Origin of the sequence: Pontibacter sp. 13R65 (assembly GCF_047525655.1) — a bacterium.
Lineage (GTDB): Bacteria > Bacteroidota > Bacteroidia > Cytophagales > Hymenobacteraceae > Pontibacter.
This window is the reverse complement of sequence record NZ_JBLIQL010000009.1, coordinates 185,936-203,009: the sequence shown is the minus strand read 5'-3', so window position 1 is coordinate 203,009 and position 17,074 is coordinate 185,936. Positions and strand designations below refer to the sequence as shown.

Annotated in this window: 13 protein-coding genes; all 13 read right to left on the bottom strand. The window is 46.0% G+C overall.

Annotation, left to right across the window (positions count from 1 at the left end; all coding sequences use genetic code 11):
* Positions 1–136 precede the first annotated feature (136 nt).
* Positions 137–805, bottom strand: coding sequence for a hypothetical protein (locus ACMA1I_RS13155; protein WP_337068835.1), 669 nt, complete (start codon positions 803–805; stop codon positions 137–139).
* Between the two features lie 574 nt (positions 806–1,379).
* Complete coding sequence (locus ACMA1I_RS13150; protein WP_337068834.1) at positions 1,380–1,730, bottom strand: hypothetical protein; 351 nt, start codon at positions 1,728–1,730, stop codon at positions 1,380–1,382.
* A 379-nt stretch (positions 1,731–2,109) separates the two neighbouring features.
* Positions 2,110–2,796 carry a LamG-like jellyroll fold domain-containing protein gene (locus ACMA1I_RS13145; protein ID WP_337068833.1) on the bottom strand — a complete coding sequence of 229 codons (687 nt, stop codon included), beginning with the start codon at positions 2,794–2,796 and terminating at the stop codon, positions 2,110–2,112.
* A 221-nt stretch (positions 2,797–3,017) separates the two neighbouring features.
* Positions 3,018–4,451, bottom strand: a complete 1,434-nt coding sequence (locus tag ACMA1I_RS13140) for a glycoside hydrolase family 28 protein (RefSeq protein WP_337068832.1) — start codon at positions 4,449–4,451, stop codon at positions 3,018–3,020.
* 287 nt (positions 4,452–4,738) lie between these two features.
* On the bottom strand, positions 4,739–5,137 hold the full coding sequence (locus tag ACMA1I_RS13135; RefSeq protein WP_337068831.1) for a VOC family protein: 399 nt from the start codon (positions 5,135–5,137) through the stop codon (positions 4,739–4,741).
* Between the two features lie 271 nt (positions 5,138–5,408).
* Positions 5,409–5,597, bottom strand: a complete 189-nt coding sequence (locus ACMA1I_RS13130; protein WP_414703913.1) for a hypothetical protein — start codon at positions 5,595–5,597, stop codon at positions 5,409–5,411.
* Complete coding sequence (locus ACMA1I_RS13125) at positions 5,594–6,760, bottom strand: dienelactone hydrolase family protein (RefSeq protein WP_414703912.1); 1,167 nt, start codon at positions 6,758–6,760, stop codon at positions 5,594–5,596. Before ACMA1I_RS13125 ends, ACMA1I_RS13130 begins: the two co-directional genes overlap by 4 nt.
* A gap of 351 nt (positions 6,761–7,111) precedes the next feature.
* A complete protein-coding gene (locus tag ACMA1I_RS13120) occupies positions 7,112–7,945 on the bottom strand; it encodes a rhamnogalacturonan acetylesterase (protein WP_337068825.1) in 834 nt (277 codons plus the stop codon).
* A 439-nt stretch (positions 7,946–8,384) separates the two neighbouring features.
* Positions 8,385–11,117 (bottom strand): pectinesterase family protein, encoded by a 2,733-nt coding sequence (locus ACMA1I_RS13115; protein ID WP_337068824.1) that lies wholly within the window; start codon positions 11,115–11,117, stop codon positions 8,385–8,387.
* A gap of 245 nt (positions 11,118–11,362) precedes the next feature.
* A complete protein-coding gene (locus ACMA1I_RS13110; RefSeq protein WP_337068823.1) occupies positions 11,363–13,093 on the bottom strand; it encodes a glycoside hydrolase family 28 protein in 1,731 nt (576 codons plus the stop codon).
* 167 nt (positions 13,094–13,260) lie between these two features.
* Entirely contained in the window at positions 13,261–14,244 is a 984-nt protein-coding gene (locus ACMA1I_RS13105) for a pectinesterase family protein (RefSeq protein ID WP_414703911.1), read from the bottom strand.
* 4 nt (positions 14,245–14,248) lie between these two features.
* The gene (locus ACMA1I_RS13100) at positions 14,249–15,478 is read right to left on the bottom strand and encodes a glycoside hydrolase family 88 protein (RefSeq protein ID WP_337068822.1); all 1,230 of its coding nucleotides are present in this window, start codon (positions 15,476–15,478) and stop codon (positions 14,249–14,251) included.
* Positions 15,479–15,647: 169 nt separating this feature from the next.
* Positions 15,648–17,021, bottom strand: a complete 1,374-nt coding sequence (locus ACMA1I_RS13095; protein ID WP_337068821.1) for a pectate lyase — start codon at positions 17,019–17,021, stop codon at positions 15,648–15,650.
* Positions 17,022–17,074: the final 53 nt, after the last annotated feature.

Genomic DNA, 17,074 nt, shown 5'->3' with positions numbered 1-17,074 from the left:
GTGTGGCCTTTTTAAGCGCGCTGTGGCTCCTGTTTGAAATAATTTTTCGGAGCCATAGCCAAAGGATAAAAATCCTTGCCTCTCATGCGATATATCATCAAATTGCTATCTTTAGCTAAGAAACGAGCAGAGGTTTTTAGACAAACTGCCGTTGGTCGTAATATTTTTTTACCTTTTTAATATTTAAATATGTGATGAAAAGAAAGATAACATATACAATCCACAAGTCGCCCAATTTATAAATTAGCAAGTCCACATCCAGGGATTTTATTAAACCACCATTTACCTCATTATCAAATAATATTGAGTTTCCACAGATCATTTGTGGAATTTCTTCGCTTCTGGGTTCAGGGATGTTATAAACCCAAATTTCATTTTTCAAATGTAGGTAACACTTAATTTTCTCTCCTTTAACTATGTCCAATGCCTTTACAAAAGTCCAATATTTGGCATTTTCAGCAAAGTAGAAAAAGACTCCATTGATAGTGTCATTTGCGATTTGAAGGCGTTTTACGTCTAGATGAGCTTGTTTAAAAGCCTCCAAATCTTGCTGCTCTTGACCTGTTATTACATATTTTTTGTAATTTCTTATTGGGAACGGTCTGTTTGGGTCTAATCCAAAATAATAACTAGAGGTGTCGTTAACTATCTCATTTGCAAACTCAGGGCTTAAGCTATTAATTTCAATTACTGACTTCTCTTTAAGTATTTCTTGCCGATTAAAATAATATAAGCATAGAGGTAAAATTAAAATTAGACTTAAAAGCCCAGGGGTATACAATAATCTAACCTTCCGCTTTTTCATTAATTTTTGTTAGATTCAAATTGCAAATTTTATATTATATTACCACCAATTGACTATAGTTCTTTTAGATTTGGTTCGTAAAACCACTCTTCCCAATTTTCAAAACGCTGCAAGAAATCCGTAAAAGAATCTCCAATATGGACGTAATACTCTTCACTTATCTCAACAATGGGTGTTATTCGTCTTTTGTTCTAAAGCTATAAACTCGCCAGCTCCATTTGAACCAATTCCAATTGTATTTGGAAGGTTTTCAAGTAAGATACTATATATTCTGCTGCATTAACTCGTTCTAATCCCATAGGCCCACATACTCTTCGCCAACTGAATCTTCTAAACCGTGGAAGTTGATAAGAAAACTATAATAATCTTCAGGCAAAGTTAAACCTATTGCACTCTCTAATTCTTTAATAGACTCATTGGCAACTTCTATCCGCTTGGGACTTTATACTTGGAGATTACTGGTTCAAGAATTGGAACAAGGAAATCCTGTTAAAACCTCGTTATTTTATACTTTCTATTACCGATAATGGATTAGTACATAAGGCGAGCAAGGCGTACTGTGTTACCTGTTGTTTTACTTTATTTTTGCATACTGATGCATGTTCTTTTCAATGTAAGCAGCCATTTTTTGAAAGAGATACTTTTTAAACTCTACATCATAGAAGTAATTTTCAATTTTTTCAATTGAGGGAAGTTCCTTTTCCCCTTCTTCAAATGCCTCATACCTACTTTCCCAAGAAAGACTTTCATCATCAAATATTTCTCTTGACGACTTAAACCCCTGCTTATTTTCAAGTAATTCACTAAGTACTAGCTGATAATCTTTTACCAATCTCTCTACTCTTAACTCTTCCCAAACTTCAAGTGCAGAAATGGCATGTTGAGGTTTGTTGAAAAACTCCACCATTATCTGTATCTCCACCAAAAGCTAAGAATGACCAAAACAGCTTTTGGCATCTGTTGAGGTTGTTCCACAATTCTTCATTTGTTTTAGCATCCGCTTTTTCGACTACATCATCAAATAACTTATACATATACTCCCACAACTTATTATCAAATTGATTAAAATTGTCCCAGTTATACTTATGATCGAGAGTGTTCAGCCATTCTTGGTTTACTTCAGCATAATAAATTAGGTCAGTCTGGTTCCCCTCATTTAAACTATACATAGTCATTTTTTTGTCTCTGTGGATTACTCTTTGCGTATTTGAAATACCAAGTATATCATTCATTGAAATGCCAGGCAACTAGCAGATATCAGTAACAGCTCCCTAAATCTGCACTATATACTTATTAAATTCCCCCTACGGCTCCAGCGGCGGCAGGGCCCACGGAATGAATTTAACTGTTTTAATTGCCCCATTAAACCACGACACTCTGTTTATGCGGGTGCCTAACGAGAGATTAGCTTGCTCGCTCATGGGGAGAAAATTGATGTGACCTGAGCCTTCTTCTACCCCATTCACATAGCCTGTCATGGTATTGTCTTTGTACACGAGGGTCATGGTGGCCCATTGGTTTACCGGGTGCGTTTTGGTGGAGTCGATCAGCACGAGTCGCTGGCTTTCAGTTTTCATGAAAAAGTCGGCGAACCACTCTTTTTTGTCGTTTAGCCTTAGTTCCATCAGCATCCTACGGTCGAGGTTTACGGGGTCCTGAATGTGGAAAAACCGCTGCTCTACGTTGGCCGGGTAAGCATCGTAAGGCATAAATACTATTTCTAAGGTAAACTCTTCGGCACCAAAAAATGGATTGGCGTTCAGTTGCAGACCATCGTCTTTGCCATCAAACTCAATCGCTTTTTCTCCTTTCGCCACAGAAATAACCTTAGGCTCCCCCAGCACGGTAATTGGTCGTTTCCCTACTGCTTCTAACGACTCCATCCACCAGATCTCTATTGGTCCTCTGGCCTCCGCCGCTTTTTTACCAGACGAACAACTCAGGCTTAAAAGAGCCAGCACCCATACCAGCGTATTTATCTTTTTTATCATGTAAGCCAGCTTTTAGCTTTAGTTAATAATAAATTTTTCTGGAAGCACACCATAGCTGCAAGAGCGTAGATGCCTATTAAAACTCTCGCAAACCTGGGAAAGCCTGCTGAGAGGTCAGGAGTTGCCAATGAGTTTAAATTATTCAAATAAAAATAGCCTTCCGGAGGCTTTTTAGCTCTTAAATCCTCCGGAAGGCGCATGGCCTTGGCAGACCGTTTTACCTACTCTTGCAGCACCACTGGCTCTCCGTTGATGGTTACGTTCTCGAACTGCACATTTTTAATGTTGCTGAACTTGTAAGGCTCCTGCACTTTTTTGATGTTTACATCTATCAGGCGCAGGTTCTCCACCGGCGACTGTGGGTACCCCTCCAGCAGCACTCCTACTTTGCCTCCGTTCTCTACAGTCATGTTGCGCACTTCTATGTTGCGTACGGCAGGCACATGAGAGCCAGAGTCTTCGTAGAACATGTTTACGCGCACCACCTGCTGGGCCACCTGCCCTACTTCTATGTTGCGGAGGTACACATTTTCAACAGTACCGCCACGCATCGAACTGGTTTTTATGCGCAGTGCGCGGTCCAGTTCAGGGCTGCTCATTTTGCAGTTTTCTGCAAAAATATTACGGGCGCCACCCGATATCTCACTACCGATAACCACACCTCCGTGTCCGTTTTCCATGGCGCAGTTCTGGATCACAATGTTCTCGCTTGGCACGTTAATGCGACGGCCATCGGCGTTGCGGCCAGATTTAATGGCAATGCAGTCGTCGCCGGTGTTAAAGAAGCAGTCTTTGATCAGCACATTTTTGCAGGACTCAGGGTCGCAACCGTCGGAGTTTGGCCCCTGGCTTTCTACAGTTACCTTCTGAATGGTCACGTTATTGCAGAGCACCGGGTTTAGTATCCACATTGGGGAGTTGATAAAGGTAACACCTTCAATTAAAATGTTCTCGCTCTTGTAAGGCTGCACAAACTGGGGACGCAGGTAAAAGCCTTCGCCAAACACGCGGTCGCGCACCGGCACATCGTCTTCGCCCATCTGGAACAATACGGCACGTTTATCTGGGTCGTTCTGGTTAGGAGTTCCTTCTTTCCAGCCATCGCGTTTGTTGCCTTTCCAGGGCCACCAGTTGGTTTCGTTCGCCTGGCCATCCAAAACGCCTTCGCCTGTTATAGCGATGTTTTTTTCTTCGTAGGCGTAAATCAGCGGCGAGTAGTTCATCAGTTCCACGCCTTCCCAACGAGTGTACACCACCGGCAGGTAATCTTTGGGGTTGGTCGAGAATAAAATAGTGGCTTCTTTTACCACATGCAGGTTTACATTGCTTTTTAGATAAATCGGGCCGGTTAAATACTTACCTGCAGGCACCACTACCCGGCCGCCGCCAGCTTCGTTACAGGCAGCAATGGCTTTTTTAAAAGCTTCTGAAGAATTGGTAGTGCCATCGCCTACAGCACCGTAATCGGTCACGTTAAAATCTCTGTCGGCAAAGGTAGGGGCTTTGATCTGACTCAGAATATCTTCCAGCTCATCCCACACATCGACTTCCTGATTTGCCCGATCCTGTTGCTGTTTATCTTGGTTTCCGCAGGATGCTGCTCCAAATAACGTAAGCAGCATAAGGCCAGCGACCCAATATTTTTTTACATTCATCTTGTATTTAGTTTAATGTACCTGATGCTGGTCCAGCATCAAGTATTCTAATGAAAATGACCTTCCGGAGGCAGAAATGAGACACATGTGCCAGGACCTAAGACACAGGATAATTGCCTACTGCCGCACAAAGATCTCCGTTTGTATTACTTCTTTTGATGCCTTCTCTGATTCGACTTACTGTTCCCATGTGGCCAGAGGCCGCGGAATAGAAGTCATGAGCGAGGACGCTCGCGCCACAATCATTTCTAATTTTTAATTTCTAATTTTGAATTATCAGAAATGCTTTAGTTTTCCCGCTCTGTTAGCATGGGTGTGCCGCGTTTGCAGAGTTGAATGGCCAGGCCCCAAGGGTCACGCATCATCACCAGGTGCGAACCATCGTCTAGTTTTGCATCCGATACCTCGGTGGCACCGGCTTGCTGCAAACGAGCTTTATCAGCAGCAGGGTCTTCCGACACAAAGGCTAGGTGCACCAGCAGCGGGTCCATGGTGCGGTAAGGTGGCACTTGGTCAGATGGGTTTCTATAAACTTCGATCATAATGCGGCCACTGTCATCAGCCAGAAAAGCCATAAAAGGTGCTTCTTTCACCTGCTTTACTACCTTCATGCCCAAGTGCTCGGCATACCAATCGACCATAGCCAAAGGATCTTCCACATTAACCGCAAAGTGTTCTAGTTTCATACTTTATTTTTGAATGAGTGAATGAATAAGTGAATTCTTCTAATAATAATGGCCTTCTGTTAGATTTTAGATGATAGATTTTTTTCTGAAACTGGTTTTTGGTTTTTCATCTGCTTTGCTCACAAGACGCTCGCAGGAGCTGCACACTCTGCAAGTTCTTGCTGCTCTTTATTCTAACAACAGTTTAACAATTAAGCCATTTAACAATCAACAACTAGCAATCAGCAACCAAATTCTGCTAATGAAAATGGACTTCCGGAGCTGTTTTAGCTTATTTTAGCCATTGCTCTAACCAGGCAAAAGCATCGTTCTGCATCTGCAGGCCCATAGAGTGCGGCACATCGTAGTAGTTGCACCTGAACTTTTCTGGTGCTTTCATTTTAGTGTAAATGTCAGCCAGCTTCTTCTCAGCAGCCTGCATGCCTGCCAGGTTAAAAAGCTTGTCTTGTTTGCAGTTCATAACCAGCAGCGGTTTAGTCGCGTTAAGGGAGGCCACATCGGGCAGGTCGAGGAACTTGTGNTCTCAGCAGCCTGCATGCCTGCCAGGTTAAAAAGCTTGTCTTGTTTGCAGTTCATAACCAGCAGCGGTTTAGTCGCGTTAAGGGAGGCCACATCGGGCAGGTCGAGGAACTTGTGCTGGCGGGGCACATACATCATCCAGGTGTGGCGGGTGTCCTGTTTCAGCATGTGCTCAAAAGTGGTCGAAAAAGCAGCTACCACGCCTGCCTTTATTCTGTTATCGAGCCCAAACAAGTAGGTGCTTCGCAAGCCGCCCAGCGACAACCCGATACAACCAATTTTGTCTTTGCCTACTTCAGGCCTGGAGAGCAGAAAATCGACAGCTACTCTATCGCCTTGTGCTATCATGCCGAGCCAGGTGGTGCCGGAGGCCAGTATGGTTTTGTTAAGTGGAATTTCGTGTGAGTTGGCAAATTTGTTGTAGGCCCTTATGCGTTCACTCTCGTTTTCGTAGTTGCTGCTCAGCAAGGTTTTGGTAAACTGCGGACTCACCGTTTCCGGCTGCAGCTTTTGGGACCCAAAGTACATGGCATCCGGACTCAGTACCACAAAACCTCGTTTGGCCAGTTCATCGGCATAGAATTGGCCTTCGTAAAGGTTCTGCACATACTCCACCAGCACGGGCGGCATGTCGTCGGTTAACGTGTGCTTTTCCTTCCCGAAAAAGTAAAAACCACCATGGTCGTGCAGGGCAATAACAGCAGGTGCTGGCTTATCTAAGTTATCTGGTATGAGCAGGAATGCTTCTGTTTTTTGCAGTGCGTTCAAGTTGTAGCGCACCAGGTATTGGGTGTATCCGTCACGTTTTGTTGTCTGAAGAATTTCGGAATTTAACGGAGCCGGTTCCGGGTTGAATGCCAGTAGCTCCTGCATTTTTGCTTTGGCTTGGTGCCGCCACTTTTTCTCGTTTCTCCAGTTTTTAGCCAGGTAACTCAGGCTGTTGTTGTCCTGAGCAGCATAAGAGCTGATAATTGGGTAGAAGTTGCCTATGTCGGAGGTCGTTGCTTGCTGAGCAAAAAGACAGGTTTGAGGAAGCAGCAGCAGAAGGAGCCAGAGAGCCGTTTTTCGGTAATTTAGGGTAAGACAGAAACAGTTTAGGCGCATAAGGCTAGCTTTATTTCAGTAGTGGTTCTTCGTACTTTTCCCTCAGCCGAACAGGAAAGTATCTGTTCAAATTTACATTATAAAAAACTCAAATGCGAACCAGGCGGTGATTAAACCACGTTTTTTACTAGGGCAGAAAAACTTATAGTTGTACGCCCTTCCCCACACCCTATTCACAATTTCTCAACTTGATAGATATGCAAGTCCAGCTTTGAAAATGAAATACCAGCTACTGTACAACTGAATTATTCTAATGAAAAAGACCTTCCAGAGGTTTAGTCTGATGGCTATGAACTTGAAACAAAAAGAACAAAGAATTCAAGATGCTGCGTATGAGCTGAGTTTGTAAAATTACTTGGCCTGCGGAAGTTTTAGTTGTTGCATGCCATCAAAAACAAGTTGTGCCACCGCTTTGCCACCTTCCTGCTGAAAATGAGTGTTGTCTTTCTGACCTTCGGGATAAGCTTTGAATTTACCTGCCGGCAGGTTCATGAAATAATGCTTTGTTACAAACTCCTCCCCTTTGGCCGTAAAAGCGTCCATAGACAATTGGTTCAGGTCCAGCAGGTAAACATGCAGCTCCTTTGCTACCTCCTTCACCGCCTGCGGGTAGTCACCGTGCACGTTGGTCAGTTTGCCGTCCTTCCAGGGGTAGTTTCGTGCTACTGGCGTGAGCAGAATCGGGATGCCTCCTTTTTCGCGGGTCTGGTTTACGAACAGCCTCAGAAATTCTTTGTAGCCTTGTATGTTCACGTAGCGTTCCGGCTTGTTTTCGGCGGCATCGTTATGCCCGAACTGGATCATCACTACATCATTCTTCTTCAACTCTTTATACACAGCGGCCCAGCGGCCCTCCTGAAAAAAGGTGCGGGTGCTGCGGCCTCCTCGGGCTTTGTCTGCCACCACCACACTGTCTGTTTTTATCAGGTGCCTGATCTTGGAAAGACTATCAGGACGCATAAATGGCTGGAACATCTGGCCCCAACCTGTAACCGGGTAACGGGTGTTCATGTAATCTTCTCCATCGTAATCGGTATAATCGGCCACAGTAGAATCACCGATAAGGTAAACCGTGGTCACTTTCTTTTTCTGTGGCACAAAGGACATGCAGATGAGGCTGATGCTGCCCAACAGCAAAAGGCCAGCTACCATTTTGCGCATTGCATTGTGAATTGTTTTATTCATTGTAAACGATTTAAAATAAGTAGTTCCTACAGGAGGAAAAAGAGGTGGCGTTGTTTTGCAGCGCCACCTCTTTTATTACATTTAATAAAGGTGTTCAATACTGATGTTTCCCACCTTCCAGTATTAAGGCTTTTAGAAGGTGGTTGCAATACTTTTAGTGGCTGTTACATCCGGTGCCCTTACACTTACATGTTTTATAGTAAATGCCTGAGCGCTCAAGGCCGCGCGGCCCCATTGTTAGGCATCGCGCTGCTGCATCTTTCCTGCCCGCAAGCGGGCTGCCGCACACGCGGCACCGGAAACCTGCAAAGGCGCTCAACCTAACAACTGGAATAAATCCTCTTAGTTAAAGTTACAGCGCCAACAACAGCATTTAAGGCACTTTAGAAATCAGCATGCTTTCCAATTCTCTCCTTTTATACTTCAGGTGTAACAGCAGTTACTGAGTAATCAGCACTTTGGCAGATCCGATTTGGCCGTCTGCATAATAGCGGGCTACATAAAGCCCTGGCTTGTAATTTTTAAATGAAATAGCTTTATCGCTGGTTTCCTTTAATACAACAGTTCCGGTAATGGTGTAAATGTTAACGGAAGTGCGCGAACCATTTATATACAGGGTTTTGTCATAAAAATGAATGGGTTGTTTTTCCAGTTCAGCAGCTACAGACGTTACAACAGAAACCACCAGCGATCCTGTGCCCTCAAAAATAACAGGATGTGATGTGGCAGTGTACGTTCCGGCTGCCATTTCTACTCCATTGTGCACAAACTTATTTACCTGTACTGAAGTGTTGAGCACAGCTCTGCCCGTTCCGTTTGTTACCAGTTTCAGTTCGTCGCCGGCACTTTTCTCGTGGCTGAAAATGACTTTGTTGTTCTCGCCAACTTCTATGGTTCCAGTTCCGAAAGCGTTAGCACTTGTGCCTTCTATGCGCGTAACGGATGTAGCAAAGCTGCTTGGCCTGGTGGCATCCCAGGTGCCGGAAAACCCGCTGTTGTTGCCGCTCAGAACTAAGGTGGCTGTTGCCTGCTCATTTCGGTTGTTGAAGGCTGTCACCTTACCTGCTCCTCTTATATTACCCAGTAAGGTGAGCGCATTGCCAGCTGTGTTGTTGCTGCTCATTTGCATGATAACACCGCCGAGTACATGTATGGGTGCCTCCAGCGAAAAACCAGTACCGCTTGTGGCGTAGAGTATGCGGGAGCCTGCTTCCATTTCCACTTCTCCTGTTGCGGTATGGTTACCACGCATGCGCAGATTACCTGCCGACTGTAATACAATTTTAGCAGGGAAAGGCGTGCTGGTTGTTTCCATTTCCCGGTTCACGAAAACGGTTTCCCCTGCCTCCGGCATCAGTTGTGGAGAGTAGTGAGCGGGGTTATCCCAGTTGCCGTTGGCGCCTCCCACAAATGTAAAAGAGTTGGGGCGGCCTACAATTACTTTCCCGGTACCACTGATCAGGTTGGCATGGGTAGTGGCAGAGTATTCGCCTAAAGGTTGAATGTCGTTGCCAATGTAAAACTCGCTCAGGGTTACATCGGCGTTTAGTACCAACGCAGCACCTTCTGCCACACGCAACTGTGCTGTTGGCTGCACCGCCCCGCTGTTACTAATAGCGAGAGTGGCTCCAGCGCCCACGCTTACGCTGCCTCTGCCTAAGGAGCCGGCAGCATTCGCTTCTACAGTGCCGCCTTCAATGGTCCAAGCACCTGAGTAATCGTTGTTGTTTCCATTTAGCACCAGCTTACCGTTACCTTCTTTAGCCAGGTCGTGCACACCTGCCAGGGCGGCATTGAGGGTAAGTGCTCCGGCAATAGAAAAGGTGTTGGCTTCTTTGGTGGATATTTTACCATCTAAGGTTACTTCTGCAGCAGCGCGTACCTCTGAACCACCTATGGATAAATAGGTAACGGTGCTGTTTTCTGTTACATTTAAAACGGCTCCATTTGCCATGTTCAGGTCGGCTACAAAGCTGCCTCCATTGGCCAGCACTTCTTGCTCTCCGCTTACTGTAGCTGACTCTCCGGCAGCCGGAGCAGCCGCTGGGTTCCAGTTCTCAGCCACTAGCCAGCCTTTGGTAGCGCCAGCGCCTGTCCAGTTATAAGAAGGTACTACAGGGGCCTCAGCAGTCGGGTTCCAATTATCGGCACCTGCCATTACACGTTCTACTGTGTAATTAGCAGCCTCTTCTGCTGTAAGGGCACGTAAACCAGCCCACGCGGCACGTCCGCTCATGTCGGCACCTGGGCCTGTGTTGTTGTATTCGTATAGCTTCAGGTCGGGGCTGGTGGCAGCGTAGTCCATATTCCAGGTATCGCCCCAGCCTTGCGGATGAATCTTCTCTGTCATTTCAGAGTTCATCCACAACACTTGCGGGTACTCATGCCATGGCCGGCCCAGCCTTACCAGCGCACCATCATCGCCGGAGCGCGGGCTGTTGGTAGCATAAGTCAGGCGGCACTCGTTAAATACATAGCCGTATGTTTGAGTACGGGGTGTAGAGGGAGCCGTAATCCAGCCACCGCCCCAGCTGCGGATTTCGCAAGACTGAAACCAGGCTACACCAGCGCCATAAATATAGTCGGTGCGGCCAACAACAAGGCAATTCTTAAAATAAGTGCGCTTGCCTGCGTCCCAAAGGTAAATAGTGTCCTGATAGCCTTTCAGGTCGCAGTTCACAAACACGTTTTTATCTGATTTAATTGTAATGGCCTGCGCCTGACCTGCCGGAGGAGCCGTGTTCTCTATGGTCAGGTTCTCTGCCCTGAAGCCATCGCCCTGCAAGGTGAGGGTGGCAGAGGTACGAATGTTATCGCCGGTCCATTTGGCGGCATCGGCGGCAGGGCATCTGCCTGAGGCGCAGTCGTAAATATGGTAACTGATAATGGTTTCTTCGCGGCTCTCCCCAATAAAAGTCACATTCTTTTTTGTAGCCGGTACAATTAGTTTTTCGGTGTTATAGAGGCCTCTTTTGATATAGATCAAGGTGCGCCTATCGCTGTTGGATGGCACGGCATCTATGGCAGCCTGTATTTTGTCGAAATCGCCGCTGCCATCGAGGGCCACTACAATGTCGGCATTAAAGGGTTTGTTTTGGGCCTTGCCAGTTAAGCCTGCCAGCAGCAGACACAGAAGCAAGAGTACCTGAGGTAAGTGTAAAGATTGTTTCATATGGTAGGGTGGTATGTGTGTTATCCTGATACTATTACTATTATAATAAGGGGAGAATCTACTCTAGACTAACTAACAATTGTTATAGAAATAACAAATAAAAAAAGACCTCCTTTCAATTATTCAAATGAAAAAGGCCTTCCAGAGGCATTATGATTCTTGATGTACTTAGGGCCTGAGAAAACCCGGACAGATAAAAAACATACTGCGCATAAACCTCATGCTCATGCGCAGTATGCCATAACTTATTCCATGGTAAGAGCCGTTTTGCTCAGGTCATTTCCTTTAGCCACCTGCTTCTGTACATCCTTATAATCTTTGGAGTCGAGTTTCACGCCTTGTGTTAAGGGACCGAGTATCTTTACTGCCGGCTCCTTTGTCTCATTGTAAGTCAGGCCGCTCACCTGTATGTTTTTGCTGTTGTAGATCGTCAGGGCTGAGCCTTTTTCTGTAATTACCTGCACGTTCTTCAGCTTAATTCCATCAGCATCAACAGCCGAGATACCTTTTTTGGCTTTCAGTAGCGCATTTTCGAGGCTTACATTCTGCAGATTCATCTCTGGCAGACCTTGCAGGGCCAGCGCCTCATCGGCACCAGACACACGAATATCTTTCATGTAGATGTCTTTGAACGAAGGTGTTTCTTCTGTAACCGGCACCGGCTTCTCGTCTCTTGCTTCGTCGTCGGCACGTTGGTCTACTTCCAGCACGGGCGAATTGCCACCGTAGAACAGGTTAAAGCTGATGGCCTGAGTTGGAATGTTTATCATGTCGATGTTAGAGATGTAGATGTTCTCAACTACGCCGCCACGACCGCGTGTGCTCTTAAAGCGCAGGCCAATGTCGGTACCCATAAAAGTACAGTTAGACACATGCACATTCTTAACACCACCAGACATCTCGCTGCCCACTACAAAACCACCATGGCCGTGGTATACCACGTTATTTTTTACAATTACGTTCTCAGTCGCCATGCCTCTTCTGCGACCGTCTACGTCTTTACCAGATTTAAAGCAGATGGCATCGTCGCCCACATCGAAGGTGTTGTTGTAGATAAGCACATTCTTGCAAGACTCCAGGTCCACGCCATCGCCATTTTGTGAGTACCAGGGGTTACGCACATTTAGGTTGCGCAGTATCACGTTTTCGCTCATGAGCGGGTGCAGGTTCCAGGCAGGAGAATTTTGAAAAGTTGGGCCATCGAGCAAAACCTTGTTGCAACCCACAATGCTTACCATAACTGGTCGCAGGTAATCTCTTACTGCTTCGTATTCAGCTTTTGTTTTGTAAAACGGCACATTAAAATTGCTTCCAGGCGTGTCGCCTTTTTTGGCCATTTCAGATGGGTACCACATTTGGCCATCGTCGCTGAGTACGCCGCCACCTTGTACTTTGGCTTTCCACTGCGATTCGGTCAGTTTGCTTTTCTTTACGGTACGCCAGGCATCTCCATTACCATCGAAAGTACCTGAACCTGTAATGGCTATATTCTCCAGGTCTTTGCCATAAATAGGCGAAATGCAACGGTAGGTGTCGAGGCCCTCGAAGCTGGTTTCTATTACCGGATAATCGTTAAAATCTTTGCTGAAAATTACAAGTGCGCCCGCCTCTGCGTGGAGGTTGATATTGTTTTTCAGAATAATCGGGCCAGTTAGCCACATGCCGCGCGGTATGATCACTTTGCCGCCACCATTGGCTGCGACTGCTTCAATGGCTTGTTCAAAGGCTTTTGTGTTTTTTGTAAGGCCATCGCCTACCGCACCAAAATCTGTTATGCGAACGCTGTTGTTGGCAAAAGTTGGCTCCTGCACCTTCGGCATATCGAATTCAACGCCTTCATAAATATCGAACGAATCGGTAGTGGCTACTTCTGCCGAAGCGGCTGTTCCCCCTTGCTTCTGACAAGAACTGAACAGGAAGCCTGTTATGCCTAACACAAGGGCTAATCGGCTTAGAGATTTTTGTTTGGTCATCATAAAATTTGTACTGAAAATTGGTATTCAAAACTGTAACATCATAAAACGCTCATGCTTCTGCTTTGCCAACATTAGAAAATAAGAAGGAGGCAGAGCATGTTAAACTCATTTGTTGAACTCAAAGACAATTATTCTAATGAAAATAGCTTTCCGAAGGTGAATTTTTATTATTTAGTAGCGGTATAGGCTTTGCCGGGTTGCCAATCGCCAAATATGTTATGGAGGGTGTATTGCTGTGCTTCCTGCGCTGTAAGTTGCTTTGCCCAGCTTACACGTTTGGCAGGCGCGGCTCCGGGCCCTTTGGAGTTATACTCGGCATATACGGTGGTTTTTTCTGCCTCTGACTTATTCCAATTGTGCCAGCCTTCGGGTTTAATATGTTTGCCTAAGGTGCAGTTGATAAAGGCTGTTTTGGCATATGGTCGCCAGGGGCGGCCCAGGTAAAAAGAGTTAGCCGGAGCATCGCCAGTAATGCGGCAGTTCAGGAAAACGAAACCAAAAGGCGTTTCAGGTGCAGTAGAAGCAGCTGTAACATAGCCTCCCTCCATTTTGCAGAAGATTTCGCAATCTTCGAAAACGGCAGTTGACCAACCGAAAATAAAATCCACTGTTCCTTCTATGTAGCAGTTCTTATAATATTGCCTGCTTTTTTCGCCATGCGGATACAACGTGTCCTGAAAGCCAAGGAACCGGCAGTTTGTGAACATAACACGGTCGCCATCTATCCGAACTGCCACTGCCTGCCCTACCGGCCCAGCAGAGTTTTCAAAGGTGATGTTTTCTGCTGCAAAATCATCGGCAAACACAAAGAAACTGGTAGAGCCGGTGGTGCCCATTTCTTCGCCAAACCGGTTCTTTTTAGAGGCGAAATCATCGTACGTCAGAAAAGTTGATTTTACGTTTTCGCCCACCAGCCTTACATTGGTTTTGGTGGCGGCTAGTGTCAGTTTCTCTTTGTAAACACCGTTCTTGATAAATATGGTAGTGGTTTTTTTCCGGAAATCAGGCACAGCGTTTAGCGCTTCCTGCACCGTTTTAAAATCGCCGGAGCCATCTTTCGCCACCACATAGTCGTGTTTCTGTGCCTGCACCTGCATAAAGGCACAAAACAATAAAATTATTAGCAGCGATAGCTTTTTGATCTGCTTCATAAACTTAGTGCGACATAGTATTCTGTAATTTTTCAAACTCAAGAGCTGCCATAATAAAAGGTGCAACTCCTTTAGGGTCATTAGCACGGCGCGGCTCCGATATGTAATACTCGTAAGTTCCGTCGCGGTAAGGTGTTCCACCCAAACCAGCCACCGCACAGATATTAGTGAGGCTCACCGTGCCATCGGCTTCTTCCCGAATCAGGTCACGCTTAATGCCATCAAAGCCTTTTTGAGCCGTTTGCATATATTCCTGCCCGATATAGTCGTTCTTAACTGCTTTTACCAGAAAGTAAGTAAACATGGTAGAGGCAGAACCTTCGAGGTAATTACCTTCGCGGCCACCCTGGTCTACTACCTGCCACCAAAGCCCAGACTCCTGGTCCTGATACTTTTTAATGGCCCCTGCCATTTTCTGGGTTACGCGCAGCACATCAGCTCTTTTCGGATGGTCTTTTGGCAGAAAGTCCAGCACATCTACCAGCGACATGGCAAACCAGCCCATGGCACGACCCCATACTTCAGGAGCCCTCCCGGTTACAGGATCTGCCCATTTCTGTTCTTTCTTCTCGTCCCAGGCATGATGGAAAAGGCCTTTTTCTTCGTTCCAGGTATACTTATCGACAAGGTAAATCTGGTTGGCAACATCGTCGAAAAGAGCAGGCTCGTTAAATTCTTTCGCGTACTGTGCCAGAAACGGAGAACCCATGTACAAGCCATCGAGCCACATCTGGTGCGGGTAAACCTTTTTGTGCCAGAAACCACCTTCTGAAGTGCGTGGGTGATTACGCATCTGGTCGCGCAATTCTTCAATAGCCAGCTTATATTTGTTGTCGCCAGTTTCCTTATAAAGCTCTATCAGGAACTTGCCTGGGTTAACACGGTCTATATTATAGTCCGTTTTTTTGTAGGTCATGATCGCACCATTCTCGCTGATCATGGTGTCGGCAAAAGCTTTGATGTAGTTCAGGTACTTTTCGTCGCCGGTGCGCTTATAAACACGATCGATCGAGCTGGCAAAAAGGCCATGTGTATATTCCCATTTCGGCTTAGGCACGAAATCAATCATCCATCCTTTCGGGTTCCGCTTCATTTCAGAATCAGCCATCCTCACAGACCAAGGTTGTGCTTTTTCCTGCTGCTCCGGCTCTGTGCCAGTTGCAGACTTGTTGCTGGTATTACATGCTACAGCAAGCACTGCCAGAACTGATAAGGCTACATGTCTTAATTTCATTCTAGTTAACGTTTGTTTGATGGATAATAAAACTCAGCGCCTTTTACCTTTAACACCAAACGGGTAGGAGATTAAGGAGACTGGAGCACAATGTATTGTATGAACCCGCGAGTAAATTCTTCTATGACCGGTGAGAAAGATACTCTGACCGCTGCACAAGGAGCAGCTTTTACTCCTTCACCAGGCTGTTTAAATAAACCTCTATGTTAGTGTAATGCTTGTGTAGCGTATTCTGGGTGGCATCGGCAGCATTGTTAGGGTTTAGCTTGTGCTTTTTCTCCCACTCGTCCGGTATGCCATCTTTGTCTGCATCTGCAGGTGCCGGGGCAGACTTTAACTCCGGCCACCCGCCTACATCATTCTGAGAGTCGATAATACCATTTTTCTTTTGCCCTGCCGATGGGTTTCCAGCTTTTACATAAGCAATAACACGAGCATCAACAGCATCACGTTTGTTGCTTGCTCCTGCCTTGTTCAGCACGAGCTCATATGCTTTTGCTGCCTCCTGCTCCTGTATGGCTACTACTTTATGGGCAGTTGCGACTTTTGCAGAATCGGGGTTATCGCCTTGCACGCCACCTGCCCAATTATCTTTTGAAATGTTTGGCGCTCCTTCCATTACATTGCCTGCCACATAAAACTGGCCATAGGGGCGCCAAACCTCCACAATGCGGTCTTTTTTAGAGGAAGTAGTAGCAGGACCTGGTTTAAAGTAATTGTTTACCATGTTGTAGCGCCCTTTTTCGCCGCCGTACACACTGTTTGCTCCCCAGTTAAAGATCACATTATTTCGAAAATCAACAAGTTCATCCGGAGAATTCTTAGTAGTGCTGGAGCCACTGAAACGGGGGGTACGGCTGGTATGAGAGGCAATCAGGTTATGATGAAAGGTTGCTCCTTCGCCGCCCCAAATGCCACCGTAGCCATGGTCACCTTTCGCGTGCACTGATTGGTTCAGGCTTTCAGAAAGGATGCACCACTGCAGCGTAAAATTCTTGTTCCGGTAAAAAGAGCCACACTCATCGGTTGCCCAGCTCATGGAGCAATGGTCTATTATAATATTGTTCATGCCTTTGTTAGCACCTAATGCATCAGCCTCCTGCGCTGTTTTGTCGCCAAGCCTGAAACGCAGGTAACGCAGAATAACATTATCTGCCTTTATATTAACCGGGTAGTTTTGCAAACAAATACCGTCTCCGGGTGCCGATTGCCCGGCTATGGTTATATCGGAGTTGTTAATATCTAGCGGCGAGGCTAAGACAATATTACCAGATACGGCAAACACGATGGTGCGCGGACCTTTTTTGCGGATTGCCTCGCGTAAACTACCAGGGCCATCGTCGTTGAGGTTGGTTATAATTACAACCTGACCACCACGACCACCTGTCGCATGTTTACCAAACCCTTCTGCACCCGGAAACGCTACCGCTTCTTCAGCAGCCGCCTTTACTGTGGCTTTAGTAGGTTGCTGTGCACAGCTCATAAAGCTAATCGACTGAAACAGGAAACCGAAAAGAACGGCCTTTCTTAATTTTTTATTCATAAACTATTTTGCTGTGCTAATTGCCTTCATGTGGCATTGTGTATTCTACTGCT

Coding starts and splice junctions, on each gene's coding strand:
- ACMA1I_RS13155 (WP_337068835.1), bottom strand. CDS start 805: ATGAAAAAGCGGAAGGTTAGATTATTGTATACCCCTGGGCTTTTAAGT.
- ACMA1I_RS13145 (WP_337068833.1), bottom strand. CDS start 2,796: ATGATAAAAAAGATAAATACGCTGGTATGGGTGCTGGCTCTTTTAAGC.
- ACMA1I_RS13140 (WP_337068832.1), bottom strand. CDS start 4,451: ATGAATGTAAAAAAATATTGGGTCGCTGGCCTTATGCTGCTTACGTTA.
- ACMA1I_RS13135 (WP_337068831.1), bottom strand. CDS start 5,137: ATGAAACTAGAACACTTTGCGGTTAATGTGGAAGATCCTTTGGCTATG.
- ACMA1I_RS13130 (WP_414703913.1), bottom strand. CDS start 5,597: ATGAACTGCAAACAAGACAAGCTTTTTAACCTGGCAGGCATGCAGGCT.
- ACMA1I_RS13120 (WP_337068825.1), bottom strand. CDS start 7,945: ATGAATAAAACAATTCACAATGCAATGCGCAAAATGGTAGCTGGCCTT.
- ACMA1I_RS13115 (WP_337068824.1), bottom strand. CDS start 11,117: ATGAAACAATCTTTACACTTACCTCAGGTACTCTTGCTTCTGTGTCTG.
- ACMA1I_RS13110 (WP_337068823.1), bottom strand. CDS start 13,093: ATGATGACCAAACAAAAATCTCTAAGCCGATTAGCCCTTGTGTTAGGC.
- ACMA1I_RS13105 (WP_414703911.1), bottom strand. CDS start 14,244: ATGAAGCAGATCAAAAAGCTATCGCTGCTAATAATTTTATTGTTTTGT.
- ACMA1I_RS13100 (WP_337068822.1), bottom strand. CDS start 15,478: ATGAAATTAAGACATGTAGCCTTATCAGTTCTGGCAGTGCTTGCTGTA.
- ACMA1I_RS13095 (WP_337068821.1), bottom strand. CDS start 17,021: ATGAATAAAAAATTAAGAAAGGCCGTTCTTTTCGGTTTCCTGTTTCAG.